This is a genomic window from Galbibacter sp. BG1 (genome assembly GCF_013391805.1).
Taxonomy (GTDB): domain Bacteria; phylum Bacteroidota; class Bacteroidia; order Flavobacteriales; family Flavobacteriaceae; genus Galbibacter.
Map to the genome: position 1 here is coordinate 2,091,160 of NZ_CP058364.1, position 21,727 is coordinate 2,112,886.

Here is a 21,727-nt window from a genome sequence, read left to right on the forward strand (position 1 = left end):
TTATCTTTATAAAGTAATTTTAGCTGAATAAAGATGACCATAGAAAAGTTCTCAAACGATTTTCCATTAGTAAAGCAATATACATACGCCAATACGGCAGCGAGTGGTCTGCTCTCTGAAGAATTAATGGAATGGCGGCAATCCCATGACCTAGATTTTTTAATTGGTGGAAGCAAGTTCCGGGAATCGGCTGACGAACTAATAACCGATGTTAGGTTGGCTGTTGCCAATTTTTTAGATGCACAGTCAGATCTTACCATGCTGGTGCCAAACTTTTCTTTCGCCCTAAAAACATTGGTCGCAGGTCTTTCTAAAGATAAAGTGGTTTTACTTCTTGAGAAGGATTACCCTTCCCTCAATTGGCCCTTTAAAAGCAGCGGATTTAAAAAGGTTGAGTTTGTTAACGAACAAGAAAACCTCGAAACAGACATAAAAAATGCCTTTGCAAAAGAGACACCAGATATTTTTGCTTTTAGTATTGTACAATATTTGGATGGAACTAAAATCGATTTGGAGTTTATTAATCAGCTAAAAAAAGAATACCCTCAAACCCTTTTCGTTGCAGATGGTACCCAATTTGTGGGTACGGAAAAATTTTCTTTTGAGAAGTCTGGAATTGATGTTTTAGGTGGAAGCGGTTACAAGTGGTTGCTTGCTGGTTATGGAAATGGATATATGGTTTTTAAAGAGCATACTGTTTCAGAAATTTTCAAGGAATCCCTGCCTTTCGAACCGCAGAAAGAACCGTTTCTCCAGCATAAAAATCATCTACAATGTCATTTCGAGCCTGGGCACTTGGATACGTTAAATTTTGGTAGTTTGCTTTTTGCTGTGGAAAAGTTGAATGATATGGGGATGGATCTTATTGAAAATTACATGAAAGAATTGTCAACCTATGCGAAAGAAAAATTTTCGGCACTCAATGTATTTTCAAACAAAGTAATAGAGAGAAAGGAACATTCCACAATTTTTAATCTTTCATTAAGTCAAAAAATCACCGATGCTTTAAAAGCTAGAGATGTTATTTTTTCTATGCGTGGGGAAGGTTTGAGATTGAGCTTCCACCTCTATAACACCAAAAAAGATATAGATAAGATTTGTAATATTATAAAGCATCAATAATATGATTTAATATTTTCTGAAGCTAAATTTTATAAATCTTCTTTTTTAGTTAAGCTTGTTTTAATAAAATGATAAATATTTGTATGCTAGTTGTTTATGATGATTTTAATTCATTCATTTGATAAAGAATTAACTGAATAAAACATCTTAATTATGGCAATTGTAAAGCAATATCTAAAGTCAAGACCCGTATGTAAAGTAACTTTTACAGTACCGGCAGAGAACGCCGAAAATGTTTTGGTAGTTGGAGATTTCAATGAGTGGAATCCAGAGATGGCAGCATTGAAAAAACTTAAAAACGGAAATTTTAAAGGCACATTTGAAGTTCCAAAAGACGAGTCTTATGAATTTCGTTACATCATCGATGGGAGCTATACAAACGAAGAAGAAGCCGACGATTTTCGTTGGAATGATTATGCGGGCGCAGAAAACGCTGTACTATCCGTATAAATTTTAAAATCTTGGTTTTATTAGCGCAATAAAGGCCCTATAAAACTCTTCAATCGTTTTGGTGTCATAAGGTCGATCGGTTGGGATTATGGCTCCTTGCCATTGGCCAAATACCCATTGTCCAGTTGTAAGTTGTTCCAAATTGGTATAATCTATCTGCTTGTCACTAAATGCTTGTGCATAGTAATAAGGTTGGTCGCATACTTTGTTATCAGCTTTGCTATAGCCTAAACTGTATCCTTTTTTACGGGTTTCGTTTGTATACAGTAAGAGTCCGGTATCAAAATGGTGCGGCCATACATAAACAGTCGATGTGGTTTTGAATTCTTTCTTTAACTCTTCCAATATTTTTTGAGCAATATTTCGGTCCTCAATAAGCTTTAGGATTATCTTTTCATCATCATTATCAATGGCTACAAAAGTATCAAAATCGGTATTTAGCTGGAATCCCAGATTATAATGAAAATTGGACGCTGGCAACCCAAAATCGGATATGGTTTCACGTATCCATGAATCAATACCGCTTTTTGTAAGTCCCAAAAGATCCAATTCTTTAAAATCCTTTCCGTTATAAATCCTTAAAAAGAAATCTTGGTAGCTTAACTCTAAAAAAATGCGTTCCACTTTCTGCGATTGTAACGCACTATTTGAAATGGACCACAAAAGGGCAGACTGACTATCATCTTCTCTTTTAGGTAAAAAACTATTGCTGAACGCCGCGAGGTATTGTGATAGGTGATGAAATTTATTCTGAATTTCGTTTGTAAGGTCCATAAGCTTAACTTTAAATACTGAATAAATAGTTTTTAAAAAGATTGTCTTGATCGGTATATTGATCGATTACTTTTAAATTCGATTGGGATGCCAACCAATTTACAGTATGGTCATCGTATTTCTGCGAAATTTCGGTATGTATGGTTTCCCAGGCATTGAATTTTACATCCAATTGAAGTTTGTTAATGGACACTTCTAGAGCTTCTTTTGCCACTAAAAAACTTTTGGCTGTTCCGGTTTCAGGGTCGTATGTTTCCCAATGGAGAAACTGGTCTAAATTAAAGTTTCCATCCAATTCACGGTTTATTCTGGTGAGAAGGTTTTTATTGAACGCTTCTGTGATTCCCGCAGCATCGCTATACGCATTTATTATTTGTTGTGGATGCTTCTTTTGGTCAAACCCCATAAACAATAAATCCCCTGGATTCATACTTTTTTGAATATTCTGAAGGAACTCAATAGCCTTGTCATGCATAAGATTCCCAATATTCGATCCCAGCACCATAATTACTTTTTTTCTGTGTTTGTATTCCGAGAGTCTTTTTAAAACTTCAAAATACATACCTTCTTGCGGTTGTACATCTACGTTGGGAAGTTCTTCCTTTAAAGATTCCTGCAGTTCTTTCAGTACATATTTGCTAATGTCTATGGGCAAGTAGGAAAATTTGTAGTTCCCTTTGTCCAAATGTTTTAAAAGGACTTTAGTTTTCTTACCGTCTCCAGCACCGAGTTCAATAAGGTCAAAACCAATACTGTTCGAGAATTTTTCGGCCAATATTTTTTTATGGGCTTCAATAATAGAGTATTCTGCGTTGGTGAGGTAATATTCCGGCATATTCATTATTTGCTGAAATATTTTATCTCCTTTTTCATCGTAAAAGTATTTCGATGATAGTTTTTTGGGATAGGCAGTTAAGCCTTTATACACATCCTCTTCGAATGCGTTTATAAAGTTGGGCATTTTTTCTTTGGTATGTAATTTATCTTTTAGCAAGTCTTATTCCTGTGAATTGCCATCTTAAATGTGGATGAAAAAAGTTGCGGTAGGTATACCGGGAATGGTCTTTAGAGGTTACTACAGATGCCCCTCGAAGCACTTTTTGGTTTACCATAAACTTACCGTTGTATTCTCCTAAAGCTCCGGGTTCTTTTTTGTAAAAGGGATAGGGTACGTACGCACTTTCGGTCCATTCCCATCGCTTACCCCAATCAAAATAATCTTGAGCTACCTCCCATTCGAATTCTGTGGGCAGCCTTAGTCCACGCCACTCCGCATAGGCAAAAGCCTCATAATACGAAATATGGGTAACCGGTGCTTCCAAATCCAAGGGCTTTAAACCTTTAAAAGTGTATTGATGCCATTCATTATCAATAAAATGCCAATAAAGCGGATTTTTAATAGCGTTCTGTTGCACCCAGTCCCAACCTTCTGCATGCCAGTAAGCGAAGTTGGAATAGCCACCATCTTCTATAAATTCTAAATATTCCGCATTGGTAACGAGCTTATTAGAGATTTTATATTTATGAAGAAAAACTTTGTGCTTCCCCAATTCATTATCAAAGCAGAAATCTGTTGTGGCATGTCCTATTTCATAAATTCCCTCAGGAATTTTAATCCATTTCGATTTTTGTTTTTCGATAAGGTTCTCTTCAAAAGTCTCTGAAAAATGAGGTAGTAGCGGATTGTTGCCAAGAATATACTTAATGTCGGTAAATAACAGTTCTTGGTGCTGCTTTTCGTGATGAATACCAATGGTAATAAGTTTTGCTATTTCATCATTGGCATGGTCATCCAAGAATTCTGATAAATGATTGGTAACATAGTCGCGATACCTGTAGACTTCCTCTACAGACGGCCGGGTTAAATTCCCTCGGTTGGTTCTTAAAACACGTTCGCCCATACTTTCATAATAACTATTAAAAAGAAAGCTAAACTGCGGGTCGAATTCTTTATAATTCTCTACGTATTTTTTAAGTATAAACTCTTCAAAAAACCAAGTAGTATGGCCTAAATGCCATTTAGGGGGCGATACATCTACGGTTGGCTGCACCACATAATCTTCCTGCGTAAGCGGTGCGCAAATCTCTTCAGTAGCTTGGCGTGTTTGAAGAAATTTAACTATAATTTCGTTGGCTATTAACATTTAAAATCTTTTTCTTAGTGACATCCAATTTCGCGAAAAAACCAAAAGGCATACTCTCGAAATCGAAGGTTGAACAACCCCAACTGTAAACCTCGGAGCGTCAAGTCATTTATTTATAAAAATAACGATTTTAATAAAGGCTTTACAGAATCGCTAGTTAAAAGATGTTAAATACTTAATTATGAGGAAGCCTAGTTTTAGAAATTATAGGCATTAAATTCTATACTGCCACCGCTCCTTTTATATGTGGGTGTGGATCGTAATTTTCCAACGAGAAATCTTCAAAATTAAAACTGAAAATATCCTTTACTTCAGGGTTCAATCGCATTGTTGGGAGTGGTCTCGGGGTTCTGGATAATTGCAATTCCAGTTGCTCCAAATGATTGTTGTAAATATGGGCATCACCAAAAGTATGGATAAAGTCACCAGCTTCATATCCACATACTTGCGCCATCATCATTGTTAAAAGCGCGTAAGAAGCTATATTAAAAGGAACACCTAAAAAAATATCGGCACTTCGTTGGTACAGTTGGCAAGATAATTTGCCGTCGGCTACGTAGAATTGAAAAAAAGCATGACAGGGTGGTAAAGCTGCTTTGCCGTTTTTAACATTTTCTGCAAAGGAAACAGATGTGTCGGGCAAAACACTTGGGTTCCATGCTGAGACCAACATTCTACGGCTGTTTGGATTGTTTTTTAAGGTTTCAATAATTTCTTTTATCTGATCTATTTCCTCACTGTTCCAATTGCGCCATTGGTGCCCATATACGGGACCAAGATCTCCATTTTCATCTGCCCATTCGTTCCAAATGCGCACTCCATTGTCTTGCAAGTATTTTATATTGGTATCCCCGTTTAAAAACCACAACAGTTCGTAAATAATGGATTTTAAATGAAGTTTTTTGGTCGTAACCATTGGGAAACCTTCACTTAAATCAAAACGCATCTGATAACCAAAAACACTTTTGGTGCCCGTTCCTGTGCGGTCTCCTTTTTCATTTCCATTTTCCAATACGTGCTTTACAAGGTCGTGATATTGTTTCATCTTACATCGTTCTTAAAGTGAGTGTTTTAGGCTTTTTTTTGTTATTCTGAGCATGTCGAAGAACAATTATAATAGGAAGTCGCCTCAATCCCTAACATACGATACGAAAATATAAAATCATGACTAAGGAATTTTTGTAGAAAGGAAGGATTTATTAAAATGTTATTAACTAAAATCAGAAATCTGAATTCCCATAATTGAATGTGGGATCCAGTTTAGTGGTTTTCATTCCAATCCTAAAAATAGCATAGGTAACGTTTTTAAAGGGGTCGTTGTAATTTCCCGAAACCAAATCGGCATTATTCACTTTTTCTGGGACCAATTTTCCGTAGGTAGGATAATAATAGGCGTCTGCGTTGATTAATTTTAAAAAGTCTTTACCTCTGGCAAGCACACAAAACCCAGGAGATAATGCCCCAATTTTAACACGTTCATTTCCGCTGGTATAATCATTTTTAGCTTTTTGCGAAAGCGCTAAACGTAGGGGCCTACTCTTAAAAAGTATCTCGGGATCGGATTTGTCCAGTTTATTCAGCAATTCGTCTACTAGACTTATGGCGGAAGTTGTTATGGCTGGAAAACCAATGGTACTGGTGAAAACCTGCCCGGTACCCGATTTAAAAAAGTTGAAAATACGTTGCCACCATTTTGGTTCTTGGTGTTTTACTACTTCAAAGGTCATTTTCGCCAAACCACCGGGGATTTCTATCGGTCGGTTTGCGAAGGCCTCTTTAAAATCAGCTTTAAGGTCTTTCGGACTTACCGGTTTGTTTTTTGCTTTGTTGTAAAGATCCAATCCTGCAGCAATACTCCAAAAAACAGTTTCAAAGTAAGGATTGGTAGAGCTTTCGTCCTTACCTATGTTAATGCGCATGGTAGCACGTGTCTTCTTGTCAATTTTCACGTCTTCGCCGATATGAAACGACTGCATTTCTAAATTCACCAAAACGTCGGGTTCTTCTTTGGAGCCTTCAAGGGAAGGTTCAACTTCCGATGACTCGAGCACCGCGGCACCTTCTTTTTTATCGGATAACTGAAAAATTATAAACTGATTGCTTAAATCTTTTTCAGAAATTATAGATTGGTCTTCATCAATAAAAGCGATGATACCTTTATTTTGGGAGGTGCGGTAGGCCGCAAGCTCTTTATTGTTGACGGCGGAAGTTAATTCACTATCCGTTTCCGCAAAATAACTGGGAATAAGGATTTTGTTTTGCTCGAATTGAAATGCTTTCATGGAAGGGCTAATTTAGCCTAAAGATAAGACTATTTTATTTTTCCTTTTCAAGATTTGCTGAATCAAAAACAGCTTTTTAAAAACAGGGTGTAATGCTTTGAGAAAAAAATGTATTTTAAAAGGAAAAAGCTAAACAGAAAATTCCCAAAAGAGACTTATCCAATAATCATTCCAGCAATAGTTGCAGAAAGGAGTGAAGCCAAAGAACCACCAATTACAGCTTTCATTCCAAACTCCGAGAGTGTTTTACGCTGTCCGGGAGCCAAAGAACCAATCCCTCCAATTTGTATCCCTATGGAAGCAAAATTAGCAAAACCACAAAGCATGTAAGTAGCCATAATAACCGATTTGTTATAAGTGAAATGGGTAATGCTATTAATATCTTTAAGATTTGCCAATTGCACATAGCCCACAAATTCACTAGCCGCTAGTTTTATGCCCAAAAGCTGCCCCATTAACATCATGTCTTCTTTGGCAACCCCTATTAACCACATTAAGGGTGCAAAAATGAACCCGAGAATCGATTCTAGGGAGAAGGATTCGTAAGGGGTGTTTTCGGCAAGTACGCTGTTTAAACTGGTAAGATCCCCGATCCAATTTAAAATATAATTCATCATTGCAATAAAGGCAATAAAAACCAAAAGCATAGCCCCTACATTGGCTGCCAGTTTTAAACCCTCGGTGGTTCCGTTGGCAATGGCATCCAGAATGTTCGAACCTATTTTGTCTGAAGAAACTTCTACATTGGTATTAACCTCTTCTTGTTGCGGATATAGCATTTTAGAAACCACAATGGCACCTGGCGCAGCCATTACAGATGCTGCCAATAAATGCTTGGCAAATTGAAGCCTTAAAACAGGATCGTCGCCACCCAAAAAACCAATGTAGGCCGCTAAAACCCCACCGGCCACCGTGGCCATACCGCCCACCATTACCAATAAAATCTCAGAGCGGGTCATACGTTCTAAATAGGCTTTTATCATAAGAGGTGCTTCGGTTTGTCCCAAAAATATATTTCCGGCTACCGATAAACTTTCTGCTCCAGAAATTCCTAAAAGTTTAGAAAGTACGGTTGCCATACCTTTTACAATTACCTGAATAACGCCCAAATAGAATAGGACGGAGGTTAAGGCGGAAAAGAAAATAATGGTTGGCAAAACTTGGAATAAAAAGATATACCCAAAGCTGCTAGTATTCATTAAATCTCCAAGTAGAAATTCGCTTCCTGCCGCGGTAAAGTCGAGTACCAATACAAAAATGCTTCCAATCCATTCAAAAATCTTTTGCACAAAGGATATTTCCAAAACCCCTACAGCAAGGATTAGTTGTGCTGTTAAGCCAATACCAACGGTTTTCCAGTTAATGGCTTTTCTATTGCTGCTAAACAGAAAAGCAATAAGCAACAAACAGAACATGCCAAGTGCCCCGCGCCATAAACTTTGAAAACTAAAGCCTTGGTTGGGAACGAGCTCTTTTTTTTCTTCCGCAGAAATAATTCCGCTTTTTAGGGTTTCGCTGCCAGGAATAAAGCTAAAAGCATTCTCTTTATTGCCAAAAACCAGTGTTGAGTCGGTTACCTCATTGATCTTAAATCTTTCGAGGCTGTCTGTGGGCGAGTCGTAGTAAAGAATAAGGTTATTGTTCTGGAAAATATAACTTCCGCTAAATTTTTGTTTTCCTTTTTCGAATGAGAAATCACCATTGTTAAATTCTAAACGATCGATGGACGATTCGTTTTGTGGTTTCCATTCTTTTTCTATGTCTTGAGCCACCAAAGTTGCCGTAAAAAAAACCGAAAGTAGAAGTAGTAGTAACTTTTTAAACACTGTTTTTAGGTATTGAAATTGATATTAATACGGTAGGTTGGCTAACTCAATTCGTTATTTTCTCTGATTTATTTTTCTTCCCTTTTGGAGATTTCGTCCCTTATCTTGGCTGCTTTCTCGTAATCTTCATTATTCACAGCGCCATCTAGCATGGTGTATAATTCTTGGAGGGAATAGGTTTTGTAGGAGGTTTCACTTTTTGGAGCCGATTCGCTGCTTAAAACTTCGTCAACAATAATGCTTTCTTCCTGTTGCTCTTTTTCTTCTTTGGGAGAGAATTTTAAATAAATCCCTGCTTTGTCCAAAATATTCTTGTAGGTGAAAATGGGGGCGTTAAACCGAAGTGCCAATGCAATGGCATCGCTTGTCCTGGCATCTATTATTTCTTCAATTTTATCACGCTCGCAAATAATACTCGAATAGAAAACCCCATCTACCAATTTATGGATAATTACTTGTTTAACCACAATTTCAAATCGGTCTGCAAAACTTTTAAAAAGGTCGTGAGTTAAGGGTCTGGGAGGCTTTATTTCGTTTTCCAGTGCGATTGCAATAGATTGTGCTTCAAATGCGCCAATTACAATAGGGAGTTTTCTCTCACCATCCACTTCGTTCAAAATTAAGGCATAGGCGCCATTTTGAGTTTGACTGTAAGAAATCCCTTTTATGTTTAATTTTACTAAACTCATACAACATTATAAATAGCAAAGGCTGTCTAAACAATGGGCAAATCCCAAAATTTAGACAGCCCTTTAGGGGCACAATTTAACAAAAATTATGCGTTATTCGCTTTAAATTCTTTCAATTTTTCGATTAGCTGCGGAACCACCTCGAAGGCATCTCCAACAACACCGTAGTCTGCCGCCTTAAAGAAAGGAGCTTCGGGGTCGTTATTAATTACCACTTTTACTTTGGATGCGTTGATTCCCGCTAAATGCTGAATGGCTCCAGAAATACCAACCGCAATGTAGAGATTGGATGCCACTGGTTTCCCTGTTTGCCCCACGTGTTCACCATGTGGTCTCCAGCCCATATCGGAAACTGGTTTGGAGCAAGCGGTAGCAGCACCTAAAACATCAGCTAGTTCTTCAATCATTCCCCAGTTTTCTGGACCTTTTAATCCTCGGCCACCAGAAACTACAATTTCTGCATCGGCGATAGTTACTTGTCCAGTCACTTTATCTACCGAAGTAACTTCCGTAGAAAAATCGGCATCATTTAATTCTGGAGAAAATTCTTCAGCAGTGGCTGCGCCATCACTTTCCTTCAGTCCAAAAGCATTTTTAGATAATCCTATTAATTTTACATCCGTAGAAATTTCAGTAATATTAAAAGCTTTATTGGTAAAAGCAGTGCGCTTTACTTTAAATGGATTCTCGCTTTCTGGCAAAGCCACCACATTGGAAGCGTACCCGGCATTTAAATTTACCGCCAAAATAGGAGCCATAAATTTAGCATTTGCGCTAGAGCTTACCACCACTACTTTACTGCTTTCTTTGGTTGCAGCTTGTTTTAACACATCGGCATAGGCTTTTGCGTTAAAATTGTTTAGTTTATCGTTTTTAACGGTCAACACTTTTTCAACACCATACTTTCCAAGTTCACTTACATCTTCTGCATTTACAGCAACAGCAGTAACACTTGTTCCAAGCATATCTGCTATGCCTTTAGCATAGGAAGCTACTTCAAAAGCAGTTTTTTTAAGTTTTCCGTTTTCCGTTTCGGTATATACAAGAACAGACATATTTTTTATTTTTAAATTTTTAAGTCGAGGGGTTTAAAAGTCCCTACTTTCTAACTTTGTACTTCTATCTTCGTACCTTGTTAAATTACTTTTGCGTCGTGGTGTAAAAGGTCTACCAACTCATCTAAATTATCTGGAGAAACCAATTTAATATCTCCTTTGGGCGCTGGTTTTTCGAAAGTAACCGCCTTCGTTAGGTTGTCGCTATCTACTGGTTCTTTAACATCTAAAGACTTTTTACGGGCCATCATAATACCTCTCATGTTCGGTATTTTAAGATCGCTTTCTTCTACCAATCCTTTTTGTCCACCAATTACCAATGGGAAAGAGGTTTTAAGGGTTTCTTTACCTCCGTCGATTTCTCTAATAGCGGTAGCTGTTTCGCCTTCAACTTCAAGGCTTATACAGTTGTTCACAAAATTGGCATCTAATAAGGTTGCCAACATTCCTGGAACCATACCACCATTATAATCGATGGATTCCCTTCCGGCAATTACCAAATCGAAATCTTTGGCAATGGCAGCTAATTGCTTGGCTACGTAAAAACCATCGGTAGGTTTGGTATTAATTCTTATCGCTTCATCGGCACCAATGGCCAATGCTTTTCTAAGCGTAGGTTCTGTATCTGCTTCTCCAACATTTACAACAGTTACGCTTGCTCCTTGTTTTTCTTTGAACCACATGGCACGTGTTAAACCAAATTCATCATTCGGATTTATAACAAATTGCACGCCATTTGTATCAAACTTGGTGTCTCCATCAGTGAAATTTATTTTTGATGTAGTGTCTGGTACGTGGCTTATACACACTAATATCTTCATATTTTAGGTAATTTTTTGTGATTTTACTAAATGTGCTACGAAGATACTGATAATTTCCAAAATATACTATGCATGCATAATAATTTTTTATTAAAATTGTATAGAGTTAGTTGTTTTAGAATTACTATTTTTGCTATGCTTAAATAAAATAGACTTTAATAATATCAAATAAAATAGATGAAAACAATTCAGTTTAGAGAAGCAGTATGCGAGGCGATGAGCGAGGAGATGCGTAAAGACGAGTCGATTTACTTAATGGGTGAAGAGGTTGCCGAATACAATGGTGCATACAAAGCTTCTAAAGGGATGTTGGACGAATTTGGTCCGGAGCGTGTGTTGGATACACCAATTTCTGAGCTTGGTTTTGCTGGAATCGGGGTGGGTTCTGCGATGAACGGTAACAGACCTATAATTGAGTTTATGACCTTTAATTTCTCACTGGTTGGGATCGATCAAATAATTAACAATGCGGCAAAGATTCGTCAAATGTCCGGCGGGCAGTTAAATTGTCCAATCGTCTTCCGTGGGCCAACGGCCTCTGCAGGCCAGCTTGGTGCTACACACTCACAGGCTTTCGAGAGTTGGTTTGCCAACTGTCCAGGGCTAAAGGTGGTGGTTCCGTCAAATCCATATGATGCAAAAGGACTTTTAAAATCTGCTATCCGCGATGACGATCCGGTTATTTTTATGGAGTCGGAGCAAATGTATGGAGACAAAGGCGAAGTGCCAGAAGATGAGTACACTATCCCATTAGGTGTTGCAGATATAAAAAGGGAAGGGAATGATGTAACCATCGTTTCTTTTGGTAAAATAATAAAAGAAGCATACAAAGCAGCCGATGAGCTTGAAAAAGATGGCATCAGTTGTGAAATTATAGATTTAAGAACGGTTAGACCTATGGATCATGAAACCATTCTAAAATCCGTTAAGAAAACAAACCGATTGGTAATTTTGGAAGAAGCATGGCCGTTCGGGAATGTTGCGACAGAAATCACTTACCAAGTGCAGTCTAAAGCTTTCGATTACCTAGATGCTCCCATTGTAAAGATAAATACAGCAGATACCCCAGCTCCTTATTCACCTGTTCTCCTAGAAGAATGGTTGCCAAATTCTGGAGATGTTATTAAAGCTGTTAAAAAAGTTTTATACAAATAAGATATTTTTATCGTTAATATAACTTCACTGACTATCTTTAGCCAGTGAAGTTTTTTTTATTTATGAAGTACACACTATCCCTAGTTCTATTATTACTTACCCTCTCAATTACTGCACAAACAAAAGTTAGTGGTGTTGTGGTTGATGGTGCCGGGATAGAGATTCCTTACGCCAATGTAATGTTCCCCAATTCTACGGAAGGAACCATAACCAACGAAGAAGGAAGGTTTTATTTGGAATCGGAAAAAGTGTACGATACCCTAACAGTTTCGCTGTTGGGTTTTGCTACGGAAAATATAAAACTTGAGAAAAGGGCCACCTACAATTTGGAAGTTGTGCTAAATGAAGGTGAAGAGCTGGATGAAGTAGTGTTGTACGTAGGGAAACAGCCAAAAAAAGGTAATCCTGCCATCGCAATTTTGAAGAAAATTTGGGCCCAGAAGCGCCAAAACGGTATTTATCTTTTCGATCAATACAACTACGATAAATATGAAAAAATAGAATTCGATTTCAATACTATCGACAGTGCTTTTATGAGCAAGAAGATTTTTAATGGAATGGAATTCGTTTTTGATGAAGTAGATACTTCTAACGTTACAGGGAAGACCTATTTACCCATTTTTATCAACGAAGCAGTTTCAGAAGTCTATGGCGATAACAAGCTCAATGAAAAAATTGAAAAGCTTCGTGGAAACCAAAACTCAGGCTTCAGTAACAATCAAAGCATCATCTCTTTCGTGAAAGATCTGTATGCAGATTACAACATCTATAACAATTACATAAAACTCTTCAATAAAAGTTTTGTGAGTCCGCTCTCCAAAACCGGAGTGGACATTTATAATTATGTGCTTTCAGACAGTGCCTTTATAGACAGCAAATGGTGCTATAATATAGTGTACTATCCAAGGCGAAAGAATGAAATGACCTTTAAAGGCGATTTTTGGGTAAACGACACCACTTTTGCCGTAAAGGACATTAATATGCAGGTTTCAAAGAGTGCCAATATTAATTGGGTGAAAGAATTGTATATAGAGCAGGAGTTTGAAGTATTGAGCGATTCTGTTTTCTTGCTGAAAAGGGATTATTTGTTGAGTGATTTTAGTCTTCGAAAAAAGGAAGACTCCCGCGGACTTTATGGAAAGCGTACCACAGTGTACAATAACTACGAATTTAATGAAGAAAAACCCAAAAGCTTTTATACCAAGCGTGTAGATCCCTACAACGAATTGGTCTACAACAGGGATAGTACGTTTTGGAATGAGAATAGATTGGAAAGTTTGAATGATGATGAGCGAGGGGTTTACAAAATGCTTGACACTTTAAAAACGGTACCCAAGTTTAAACGCCTAACCGATTTGGCAACCATATTGGTGTCTGGTTATGTGGAATTTCCAAGTATAAATTTCGATTACGGTCCTATTTATTCCAGTTTTGGTTACAATGAAGCGGAAGGAATTCGTTTGCGAGCGGGAGGAAGAACCTATTTTGGACCTAACGATCCATGGCGGATAGAAGGTTATACCGCATATGGGTTTAAGGATAAAAAATTTAAATACGGATTTTCTGGTAAATGGTTGTTGGATCGAAAAAATCGATTGATTTTATCTGGGGGAACACGCCGGGATATAGAGCAATTGGGTACCAGTCTTACTTCTTCATCTGATGTGTTGGGAAGAAGTTTTGCCTCTTCGGCCATATTTACGGCAGGTGCCAACAATACCCTTACAGACATTAACCTGACTACTTTTGGTATTGAGTACGAGATGTTCAAAAACTTTGTTGTTAAAACGGAGACCAATTTTAGAACGCTGCAATCGGCACTCCCAAACGATTTTAATTTAGACTATGTAGACCCTGAGGCTCCGGGAGGGATTTCCAGTGAAACCAAACAATTCGATGTTAATGTCTCCATAGACTTCACCCCCGGAAGAAAAACCACAGGATATGGAGTGGAAAGAAATAATGTAAACAGCAATTATGCACGTTTTTATGCGGTTTACACTGCAGGGCTGCAAGGTTTTTTAGAAAGTGATTTTAACTACGAGAAACTTCAGTTTTACTATCGTCAGCCGTTTCAGTTGGGTGGTTTGGGGCGCACTATAACAACTTTAGAAACCGGAAAAACCTTTGGGGCCGTCCCTTTAAGTTTATTGAGTCCGATTCCCGGTAACCAAACGTATTTTTCTATTTTTAATACCTTTCCCAACCTTAATTTCTACGAATTTGTAACCGATACATATGTGTCTGGACAAATAGAACATAATTTTAATGGGCGTTTGCTATCTAAAATTCCATTTTTAAAAAAATTGGATCTGCGGGAAATTGTGGGACTGCGTGGAGTCTGGGGAGAAATCTCAGACGAAAATATAGCTTTAAGTCAACCCGCTGGGGCAATTTTGCGGGCGCCTTCAGAAAACATCTATTATGAATATTCCTTTGGGATTGCCAATATTTTTAAATTACTGCGGATAGATTTTAACTTCCGAGGAAATTATTTGGACATTCCAGACGCCAGGCCGTTCTCCATCACGGGGAATTTGGAGTTTGTTTTTTAGAGGTAAGGTGATAAAGGTTTAAATAAGTAGTTTTGGTATTTCATCTTGAAAATAATTCGTGCTACCTATATCCTGAATTAAATTTTCAACATCCAGCCTCCGTGTTTAGGTTCCCTTATCGGTCTTAAAACATATTTCCTTCAACAAAAAACCTCTTTCATTGCTTTTAAAATAGGATTTCACTACTTTTGCACTCCATTTTAAAAAGAGTATTAAACAAATTCAGAAATTAAACATTCCGGATTTATAATTCAGAAATAAATGAGTTCAGATCAAATAGAATCTTTCGATGTGCTTATCGAGATCCCAAAAGGGAGTAGAAACAAATACGAGTACGATTTTAAATTGAAAAAAATTCGTTACGACCGTATGATTTTTTCTTCAATGATGTACCCAGCAGATTATGGTTTCGTTCCAGAAACTTTAGCGTTGGATGGAGATCCGTTAGATGTATTGGTATTGGTTACCGAACCAACTTTTCCAGGATGTGTTATGGAGGTAAAACCTATTGGGGTTTTCCATATGGAAGATGAAAAAGGACCCGATGAAAAAGTTATTTGCGTACCAGTTTCAGATCCTATTTGGAACCGTGTTAAAGATTTAAGCGAGTTAAATCCGCACCTTATCAAAGAAATTGAGCATTTTTTCCAAGTTTACAAAGACCTTGAGAAAAAGAAAGTTTCTATAGGAGGATGGGGTAATTTACAGGAGGCAAAAGAAATTGTTGCCAAATGTATCAACCGTTTTCAGGATAGCGATGTGCCGCGCGAAGAGGTGAGCATAGACTAAGAAAATACAATTTCATAAATTATACAAAGCAGTAACCAAAAGTTACTGCTTTTTTTATTCTATTGATTTGCTTACATTTATAAGAATTTATTATTAACTAACTTATACATATGAAATGCCACTCAGCACATTCTTCGCAAACAAGCCGTTGCAATATAGAGGTATTTTATAGAGTCTTTAAAAATCAAATAACAGTTTATTTATGAAATCAAACATTATTTATGTTCCAATTTTAATGGCCATTCTTGGCCTTATTTTTATGGGTATAAAAGCCGCTTGGGTAAAACGCCAACCCGCAGGGAACGAACGCATGCAATCTATTTCCAAAAGTATCAAAGAAGGAGCCTTGGCTTTTTTAAATGCAGAATATCGCCTTTTATTGGTTTTTGTTGTGATAGCCTCCATTGCTTTATTCGGAATTTCAATTTTAGTGGATACCACCAGTTGGATGATTGTTCCCGCTTTTATTATTGGTGCAGTTTTTTCGGCCTTAGCTGGAAATATTGGAATGAGGATCGCTACGGAAGCCAATGCAAGAACTACGGAAGCCGCAAAGACAAGTTTGCCCCAGGCACTAAAGGTGTCCTTTGGTGGAGGAACAGTTATGGGGCTTGGAGTAGCCGGACTAGCGGTTTTAGGTTTGAGCTTGTTCTTTATAATTTTTACAAGTCAGTTTTTAGGAATATCAAGTAGTTTTTATGATGATATGACGGTAGTTCTGGAAGCTTTGGCTGGATTCTCCTTGGGTGCCGAGTCCATTGCGCTTTTTGCACGTGTAGGAGGGGGTATTTACACCAAGGCTGCCGATGTTGGGGCCGATCTGGTAGGGAAAGTGGAAGCTGGAATACCAGAAGACGATCCTAGAAATCCTGCGACGATAGCAGATAATGTTGGGGATAATGTTGGGGATGTAGCTGGAATGGGAGCCGATCTATTTGGTTCTTATGTAGCAACAGTACTAGCGGCCATGGTTTTGGGTAATTATGTTATTCGGGACATGAGCATCGATGCTCCTTTTACAGACGATTTTAATAATATGGGTCCGATTCTCTTGCCTCTGGTTATTGCGGGAATTGGAATTTTAGCTTCCATTATTGGTACGTTTTTGGTGAAAATATCTTCCAATGAGGCTAGAGAACCACAGGTACAAAAGGCTCTTGATTTAGGGAATTGGGTTGCAATTATAATAACCTTGATAGCTAGTTATTTCTTGATAGATTATATGCTTCCTGAAGTAATGAACATGAAGTTTTTTGGAAATGATTATACAGTGGCTATTCCTTCCATAAATGTTTTTTGGTCTGCTTGTATAGGATTGGCCGTAGGAGCATTGATATCTTATGTTACTTCTTTTTATACCAGTTTGGGTAAAAAACCAGTGTTAGATATTGTTCAAAACAGTTCTACTGGTGCGGCCACCAATATTATTGCTGGTCTGGCCGTTGGGATGAAGTCTACCTTTTGGTCGGTTCTGTTATTTGCTGCGGCTATTTATGGATCTTATGAATTGGCTGGTTTTTATGGTGTAGCGCTCGCAGCTTCTGCAATGATGGCCACTACGGCCATGCAATTGGCTATTGATGCTTTTGGACCCATTGCGGATAATGCCGGTGGTGTTGCAGAAATGAGTGAATGTGAACCAGAAGTGCGTGAACGAACTGATATTTTAGATTCGGTAGGGAACACCACTGCAGCTGTGGGTAAAGGTTTTGCCATTGCCTCTGCGGCTTTAACAGCTTTAGCTTTATTTGCGGCTTATGTAACATTTACGGGAATCGATGGTATTAATATTTTTAAGGCGGATGTGTTGGCAGCACTTTTTGTAGGTGGCATGATCCCTGTTGTTTTTTCTGCATTAGCTATGAAATCTGTAGGAAAAGCGGCCATGGAAATGGTACAAGAAGTACGTAGGCAATTTAAGGAGATTCCAGGGATTTTAGAAGGCACAGCCAAACCTCAATATGGAAGATGTGTTGAAATATCAACCAAAGCGGCATTGAGGGAAATGCTGTTGCCAGGGTTGTTAACTATTATTACCCCCATTATCATCGGACTCGTATTCGGGGCGGAACCCTTGGGAGGTTATATGGCCGGGGTTTGTGTGTCGGGAGTAATGTGGGCAATATTTCAAAATAATGCTGGTGGAGCGTGGGATAATGCCAAAAAATCGTTTGAAGCCGGAGTGGAAATAAATGGGGAAATGACTTTCAAAGGGTCAGAAGCTCATAAGGCCGCTGTTACCGGAGATACGGTTGGAGATCCTTTCAAGGATACTTCAGGTCCTTCCATGAATATCCTTATAAAACTTACGTGTTTGGTTGGCTTGGTAATTGCACCAATTTTAGGAGGTCATTCTTCCGAGACAATGGTTGCCAATTCCAAAGAAATCATTCAGAAGGAAATAACAATAAAATCGAATGCTACAGAATTCGAATCTGCCAGAGCGGTTATTACCACCTCTAAAATGGTAGATGGGAAATTGGTTACTGAAGAAAAAGTAATTGAAGGAACCCCTGCAGAAATCGAAGCACAAATTAAGAAGCTGAAAAGTAAAGAGTAAGTATTATATGTTTTTTATGATTGTAATGTATTGTAAATCAAAATAATATATTTAAATTTGTAATGAAACTGTTACTTGTGTTTAGAGTAGGATGCAAGTAACTTGGGGTAGTTTTGAGAAGCTAAAAACGTTTTTTTAATGTTTTTAGCTTCTTTTTTAATTGAAACCAATGTGTTTGTTTGAATAATCTCGACCGTCAGCGTCGGAGTCTTTATGAATTTTTTTTCTGTCCAAATTTCAAAAGCCGTAGTCTATCAAAATGTATTGGTTTTAAAATTCCGTTTCATTAATTTTTCATTTTTCAACCTTTAAAAGTACGTTTTTAAGTACTTTTTGAGTATTTTTGTGTTATGGAAGTAGTTAATTATACAGATTTTAGATCGAATTTAAAGCATTGGTTTGATAAAGTGATCAACGATGTTAGTGATATCGTAATCAAGCGTAAAGGAGGTAAAGACCTCGTGCTAATTTCTTTAGACGAATACAATTCGTTAAAGGAAACCACCTATTTATTAACAGGAAAGAATAGAGACGTTCTTTTAAATTCCATAAAAGAATTAGAAGCTGGGGATGGTATTGAAAAAGATTTGGCTGAATAATGAAGTTGATATGGTCTATTACTGCTTGGAATGATTATTTATATTGGCAAAAAGTAGATAGAAAAACGGTGAAGCGCATTAATGAACTCGTGAAGAGTTGCATTCGAACCCCGTTTGAAGGGATCGGCAAGCCCGAAGCCTTAAAAGGCGATTTGCAGGGCTATTGGTCCAGGCGAATCACTTCAGAACATCGGTTGGTATATAAGTTTACGAACGAAAGTCTGTGGATTGCGGCCTGTCGCTATCATTATGGTAAATAGAAAAGTTCTTATCGTTCAAATTTTCAACACTTCAATATTTAATGCCTAAAACAATCCGTTTATTTCGGCGTCTATTTTGTTAATGATTTCCCCTAAATCTTCTGGATTGTCCACGAAATTATATTTATCCACATCGATAACCAAAAGTTTTCCTTTGTCGTAACCGTGGATAAAGGCCTCATAGCGCTCATTAAGACGGCTTAAATAATCGATGGAGATTGAATTTTCATATTCGCGGCCGCGCTTGTGAATTTGGTTTACTAAATTGGGGATAGAGCTTCTTAGGTAAATTAAAAGATCGGGAGACTGCACCAAGCTTTCCATAAGGTTAAAAAGTGAAGTGTAGTTTTTAAAATCCCTATTGGTCATTAAACCCATTGAATGTAAGTTGGGAGCAAAAATATAGGCATCTTCATAGATCGTTCTATCCTGAATTATTTTTTTACCGCTTTCCCGAATTTCCAAGATTTGTCTAAACCGACTGTTTAAGAAGTAAATTTGCAGGTTAAAACTCCAACGTTCCATCTGATTGTAAAAATCATCTAAATATGGATTGTCTACAACATCTTCAAAATGAGGTTCCCATTTAAAATGTTTGGAGAGAAGTCTGGTTAAGGTCGTTTTTCCGGCGCCAATATTACCTGCAATTGCAACGTGCATGGGTGAGTTTGTTTTTATTGATAATAACTTCGGTAAAGATACAAGTTATGATGGTTTGATGAAAAATAATTTCCTGTACTGCTCTAAAAATAATTAATTAAGAGTGCTTGTCTAAAAACTGCTAGCTACTATATTGCTATTTGCCTTGTAATAGCCAAAGGTTGTTGGATTTTGGAAAGCGGAAAATGGCGATAATGAGAATGAAATAATAAGAAGGGTTAAATAAAAATGGCCAAACATTTTTCAATTTCAATCTTATTCTTACATTTGTATCCAGAATTTTGAGGAAAGATTTGACTGATTGCCACCTCATAAAAAAAGAGCTAAAGCAGTGATAAACTTCTTTAGGCGCGCCTGTCAAAATTCTTTTTCCTCTTTCAAGTATAGAAACAACGGTTTATGGCATATTTATTTACATCGGAGTCTGTTAGTGAAGGACATCCTGATAAAATAGCAGATCAAATTAGCGATGCGCTTTTAGATAATTTTTTAGCTTTCGATCCAGAGAGTAAAGTAGCTTGCGAAACATTAGTTACCACGGGTCAAGTTGTACTTGCCGGAGAGGTAAAGAGCGCTACGTATTTAGACGTGCAGTCTTTGGCTCGGGAGGTGATCAATAAAATTGGGTATACCAAAGGTGCGTATCAATTTAGTGGAGATTCTTGTGGGGTAATCTCTTTAATCCACGAGCAATCCCAAGATATCAACCAAGGTGTAGATAGAGCTTCAAAAGAAGAGCAGGGAGCAGGAGATCAAGGAATGATGTTCGGTTATGCCACCAACGAAACTGAGAATTACATGCCTTTGGCGTTAGATATTTCCCATAAAATTTTAATGGAATTGGCCAATCTACGTAAAGAAGAAAAAGAAATAACTTATTTGCGTCCCGATGCCAAAGCACAAGTTACCATAGAATATTCTGATGAAAATGTGCCACAACGCATAGACACCATTGTTATTTCTACACAACATGATCCTTTTGATGCCGATGATGAAAAAATGTTGGCACAAATTAAAAAGGATGTTTTAGAAATTTTGATGCCTCGCGTAATTGCCCAATTACCGGAGTACGTTCAGAAATTGTTCCAAGGGGCGATTAAATATCACATCAATCCAACTGGAAAGTTTGTAATTGGTGGTCCTCACGGAGATAGCGGTCTTACGGGAAGAAAGATTATTGTAGATACTTATGGAGGTAAAGGTGCCCACGGTGGTGGTGCTTTTAGCGGAAAAGACCCTAGTAAAGTAGACCGAAGTGCAGCTTATGCAGCGAGGCACATTGCAAAAAATCTGGTAGCAGCTGGGGTAGCCGATGAGGTTTTGGTACAGGTTAGTTATGCTATTGGCGTTGTAGAGCCTACATCCATTTTTGTTAATACCTACGGAAGTTCCAAGGTGGATTTAAAGGATGGTGAAATCGCTAAAAAAGTAGCACAGCTTTTCGACATGCGTCCTTTTGCTATTGAAGATCGTCTCAAACTTCGAAATCCAATTTATTTGGAGTCTGCCGCCTACGGGCATATGGGTAAACAACCACAAACTGTTACAAAAGTTTTTGAATCTCCATACAACGGTAGAATTGAACGTGAAGTTGAATTGTTTACTTGGGAGAAATTGGATTTTGTAGATAAAGTAAAGGAAACTTTTTCTTTGTAGGAAGATTTCTAAAGTATCGTTTGGAAAATCAAATATATTTTCTGAATCTTTGGAGTCAGACATTTTAGGAGTTTTTCAGTAAAAAATGTAATAAAAACACCCACCTAGTGGGAAGTTCATAAATAAATTGTTAATGTTATCAAGAAAGGCGGAGGGAATAGACCTGTCGATGCCTTAGCAACCCTTTATCTGTAAAGAAGGTGCTACATTCTACCACGGGAATTTGTGGATAGATAACAAGAATTTTATTCTTACGCGTTTACGCTTTTCTTGCTAACATTTATGAGTCGATATATAAGTTCGACGAAAAATAAATTAAAAATCTAAAGA

19 protein-coding genes and 1 riboswitch are annotated in these 21,727 nt (G+C 37.6%); of the genes, 9 read left to right on the forward strand and 10 right to left on the reverse strand.

The annotated features are described in order from the left end of the window. Positions 1–33: 33 nt before the first annotated feature. Together HX109_RS09295 and HX109_RS09300 are read left to right on the forward strand one after the other, a co-directional pair. Positions 34–1,122, forward strand: coding sequence for an aminotransferase class V-fold PLP-dependent enzyme (locus tag HX109_RS09295; protein ID WP_178951356.1), 1,089 nt, complete (start codon positions 34–36; stop codon positions 1,120–1,122). A gap of 153 nt (positions 1,123–1,275) precedes the next feature. Then, positions 1,276–1,572, forward strand: a complete 297-nt coding sequence (locus HX109_RS09300) for an isoamylase early set domain-containing protein (protein WP_178951358.1) — start codon at positions 1,276–1,278, stop codon at positions 1,570–1,572. Positions 1,573–1,575: 3 nt separating this feature from the next. Here HX109_RS09300 and HX109_RS09305 read toward each other — a convergent pair whose 3' ends face one another. The 9 genes from HX109_RS09305 to HX109_RS09345 all read right to left on the reverse strand — a co-directional run bounded on the left by HX109_RS09305 (position 1,576) and on the right by HX109_RS09345 (position 11,163). Further along, positions 1,576–2,346 (reverse strand): hypothetical protein, encoded by a 771-nt coding sequence (locus HX109_RS09305; protein ID WP_178951359.1) that lies wholly within the window; start codon positions 2,344–2,346, stop codon positions 1,576–1,578. Positions 2,347–2,356: 10 nt separating this feature from the next. Then, positions 2,357–3,307, reverse strand: coding sequence for an L-histidine N(alpha)-methyltransferase (locus HX109_RS09310; RefSeq protein WP_178951361.1), 951 nt, complete (start codon positions 3,305–3,307; stop codon positions 2,357–2,359). Between the two features lie 19 nt (positions 3,308–3,326). Continuing rightward, positions 3,327–4,490, reverse strand: a complete 1,164-nt coding sequence (gene egtB / locus HX109_RS09315; RefSeq protein WP_178951363.1) for an ergothioneine biosynthesis protein EgtB — start codon at positions 4,488–4,490, stop codon at positions 3,327–3,329. Positions 4,491–4,710: 220 nt separating this feature from the next. Further along, complete coding sequence (locus HX109_RS09320) at positions 4,711–5,535, reverse strand: thymidylate synthase (protein ID WP_178951368.1); 825 nt, start codon at positions 5,533–5,535, stop codon at positions 4,711–4,713. Positions 5,536–5,710: 175 nt separating this feature from the next. Then, positions 5,711–6,772: a hypothetical protein gene (locus HX109_RS09325; protein WP_178951370.1), complete on the reverse strand. Its 1,062-nt coding sequence runs from the start codon at positions 6,770–6,772 to the stop codon at positions 5,711–5,713. A 155-nt stretch (positions 6,773–6,927) separates the two neighbouring features. Further along, complete coding sequence (locus HX109_RS09330) at positions 6,928–8,598, reverse strand: NupC/NupG family nucleoside CNT transporter (protein WP_255462662.1); 1,671 nt, start codon at positions 8,596–8,598, stop codon at positions 6,928–6,930. Between the two features lie 68 nt (positions 8,599–8,666). Beyond that, the gene (locus tag HX109_RS09335; protein WP_178951372.1) at positions 8,667–9,287 is read right to left on the reverse strand and encodes a bifunctional nuclease family protein; all 621 of its coding nucleotides are present in this window, start codon (positions 9,285–9,287) and stop codon (positions 8,667–8,669) included. Between the two features lie 86 nt (positions 9,288–9,373). After that, positions 9,374–10,342, reverse strand: a complete 969-nt coding sequence (locus HX109_RS09340) for an electron transfer flavoprotein subunit alpha/FixB family protein (RefSeq protein ID WP_178951374.1) — start codon at positions 10,340–10,342, stop codon at positions 9,374–9,376. A gap of 80 nt (positions 10,343–10,422) precedes the next feature. After that, positions 10,423–11,163 (reverse strand): electron transfer flavoprotein subunit beta/FixA family protein, encoded by a 741-nt coding sequence (locus HX109_RS09345; RefSeq protein WP_178951376.1) that lies wholly within the window; start codon positions 11,161–11,163, stop codon positions 10,423–10,425. A 177-nt stretch (positions 11,164–11,340) separates the two neighbouring features. Here HX109_RS09345 and HX109_RS09350 point away from each other — a divergent pair, with 177 nt between their 5' ends. The 6 genes from HX109_RS09350 (at position 11,341) to HX109_RS09375 (ending at position 19,081) form a co-directional block, all read left to right on the forward strand. Then, a complete protein-coding gene (locus HX109_RS09350) occupies positions 11,341–12,318 on the forward strand; it encodes a pyruvate dehydrogenase complex E1 component subunit beta (RefSeq protein WP_178951377.1) in 978 nt (325 codons plus the stop codon). Between the two features lie 62 nt (positions 12,319–12,380). Next, positions 12,381–14,873, forward strand: a complete 2,493-nt coding sequence (locus HX109_RS09355; RefSeq protein ID WP_178951378.1) for a DUF5686 family protein — start codon at positions 12,381–12,383, stop codon at positions 14,871–14,873. 261 nt (positions 14,874–15,134) lie between these two features. Next, complete coding sequence (locus HX109_RS09360; protein WP_178951379.1) at positions 15,135–15,662, forward strand: inorganic diphosphatase; 528 nt, start codon at positions 15,135–15,137, stop codon at positions 15,660–15,662. A 202-nt stretch (positions 15,663–15,864) separates the two neighbouring features. Next, positions 15,865–18,222 (forward strand): sodium-translocating pyrophosphatase, encoded by a 2,358-nt coding sequence (locus HX109_RS09365; protein ID WP_178951380.1) that lies wholly within the window; start codon positions 15,865–15,867, stop codon positions 18,220–18,222. A gap of 350 nt (positions 18,223–18,572) precedes the next feature. Then, a complete protein-coding gene (locus tag HX109_RS09370) occupies positions 18,573–18,821 on the forward strand; it encodes a type II toxin-antitoxin system Phd/YefM family antitoxin (RefSeq protein ID WP_178951381.1) in 249 nt (82 codons plus the stop codon). After that, positions 18,821–19,081 (forward strand): Txe/YoeB family addiction module toxin, encoded by a 261-nt coding sequence (locus HX109_RS09375; RefSeq protein WP_178951382.1) that lies wholly within the window; start codon positions 18,821–18,823, stop codon positions 19,079–19,081. The genes HX109_RS09370 and HX109_RS09375 overlap by 1 nt, the downstream gene beginning before the upstream one ends. Positions 19,082–19,126: 45 nt before the next feature. On the opposite strand, the gene HX109_RS09380 is transcribed toward HX109_RS09375, so the two are convergent. After that, the gene (locus HX109_RS09380) at positions 19,127–19,741 is read right to left on the reverse strand and encodes a deoxynucleoside kinase (RefSeq protein ID WP_178951383.1); all 615 of its coding nucleotides are present in this window, start codon (positions 19,739–19,741) and stop codon (positions 19,127–19,129) included. Positions 19,742–20,140: 399 nt separating this feature from the next. Here HX109_RS09380 and metK point away from each other — a divergent pair, with 399 nt between their 5' ends. After that, positions 20,141–21,397, forward strand: a complete 1,257-nt coding sequence (gene metK, locus HX109_RS09385; RefSeq protein WP_178951384.1) for a methionine adenosyltransferase — start codon at positions 20,141–20,143, stop codon at positions 21,395–21,397. 133 nt (positions 21,398–21,530) lie between these two features. Continuing rightward, positions 21,531–21,637: riboswitch (SAM riboswitch) on the forward strand. Positions 21,638–21,727: the final 90 nt, after the last annotated feature.

What these genes read in the sequence shown, in the direction of transcription:
- metK (WP_178951384.1), top strand. Translation starts at nt 20,141, where the DNA reads ATGGCATATTTATTTACATCGGAGTCTGTTAGTGAAGGACATCCTGAT.
- HX109_RS09365 (WP_178951380.1), top strand. Translation starts at nt 15,865, where the DNA reads ATGAAATCAAACATTATTTATGTTCCAATTTTAATGGCCATTCTTGGC.
- HX109_RS09310 (WP_178951361.1), bottom strand. Translation starts at nt 3,307, where the DNA reads ATGCCCAACTTTATAAACGCATTCGAAGAGGATGTGTATAAAGGCTTA.
- HX109_RS09345 (WP_178951376.1), bottom strand. Translation starts at nt 11,163, where the DNA reads ATGAAGATATTAGTGTGTATAAGCCACGTACCAGACACTACATCAAAA.
- HX109_RS09320 (WP_178951368.1), bottom strand. Translation starts at nt 5,535, where the DNA reads ATGAAACAATATCACGACCTTGTAAAGCACGTATTGGAAAATGGAAAT.
- HX109_RS09340 (WP_178951374.1), bottom strand. Translation starts at nt 10,342, where the DNA reads ATGTCTGTTCTTGTATATACCGAAACGGAAAACGGAAAACTTAAAAAA.
- HX109_RS09295 (WP_178951356.1), top strand. Translation starts at nt 34, where the DNA reads ATGACCATAGAAAAGTTCTCAAACGATTTTCCATTAGTAAAGCAATAT.
- HX109_RS09325 (WP_178951370.1), bottom strand. Translation starts at nt 6,772, where the DNA reads ATGAAAGCATTTCAATTCGAGCAAAACAAAATCCTTATTCCCAGTTAT.
- egtB (WP_178951363.1), bottom strand. Translation starts at nt 4,490, where the DNA reads ATGTTAATAGCCAACGAAATTATAGTTAAATTTCTTCAAACACGCCAA.
- HX109_RS09350 (WP_178951377.1), top strand. Translation starts at nt 11,341, where the DNA reads ATGAAAACAATTCAGTTTAGAGAAGCAGTATGCGAGGCGATGAGCGAG.
- HX109_RS09380 (WP_178951383.1), bottom strand. Translation starts at nt 19,741, where the DNA reads ATGCACGTTGCAATTGCAGGTAATATTGGCGCCGGAAAAACGACCTTA.
- HX109_RS09360 (WP_178951379.1), top strand. Translation starts at nt 15,135, where the DNA reads ATGAGTTCAGATCAAATAGAATCTTTCGATGTGCTTATCGAGATCCCA.
- HX109_RS09355 (WP_178951378.1), top strand. Translation starts at nt 12,381, where the DNA reads ATGAAGTACACACTATCCCTAGTTCTATTATTACTTACCCTCTCAATT.
- HX109_RS09375 (WP_178951382.1), top strand. Translation starts at nt 18,821, where the DNA reads ATGAAGTTGATATGGTCTATTACTGCTTGGAATGATTATTTATATTGG.
- HX109_RS09335 (WP_178951372.1), bottom strand. Translation starts at nt 9,287, where the DNA reads ATGAGTTTAGTAAAATTAAACATAAAAGGGATTTCTTACAGTCAAACT.
- HX109_RS09305 (WP_178951359.1), bottom strand. Translation starts at nt 2,346, where the DNA reads ATGGACCTTACAAACGAAATTCAGAATAAATTTCATCACCTATCACAA.
- HX109_RS09370 (WP_178951381.1), top strand. Translation starts at nt 18,573, where the DNA reads ATGGAAGTAGTTAATTATACAGATTTTAGATCGAATTTAAAGCATTGG.
- HX109_RS09300 (WP_178951358.1), top strand. Translation starts at nt 1,276, where the DNA reads ATGGCAATTGTAAAGCAATATCTAAAGTCAAGACCCGTATGTAAAGTA.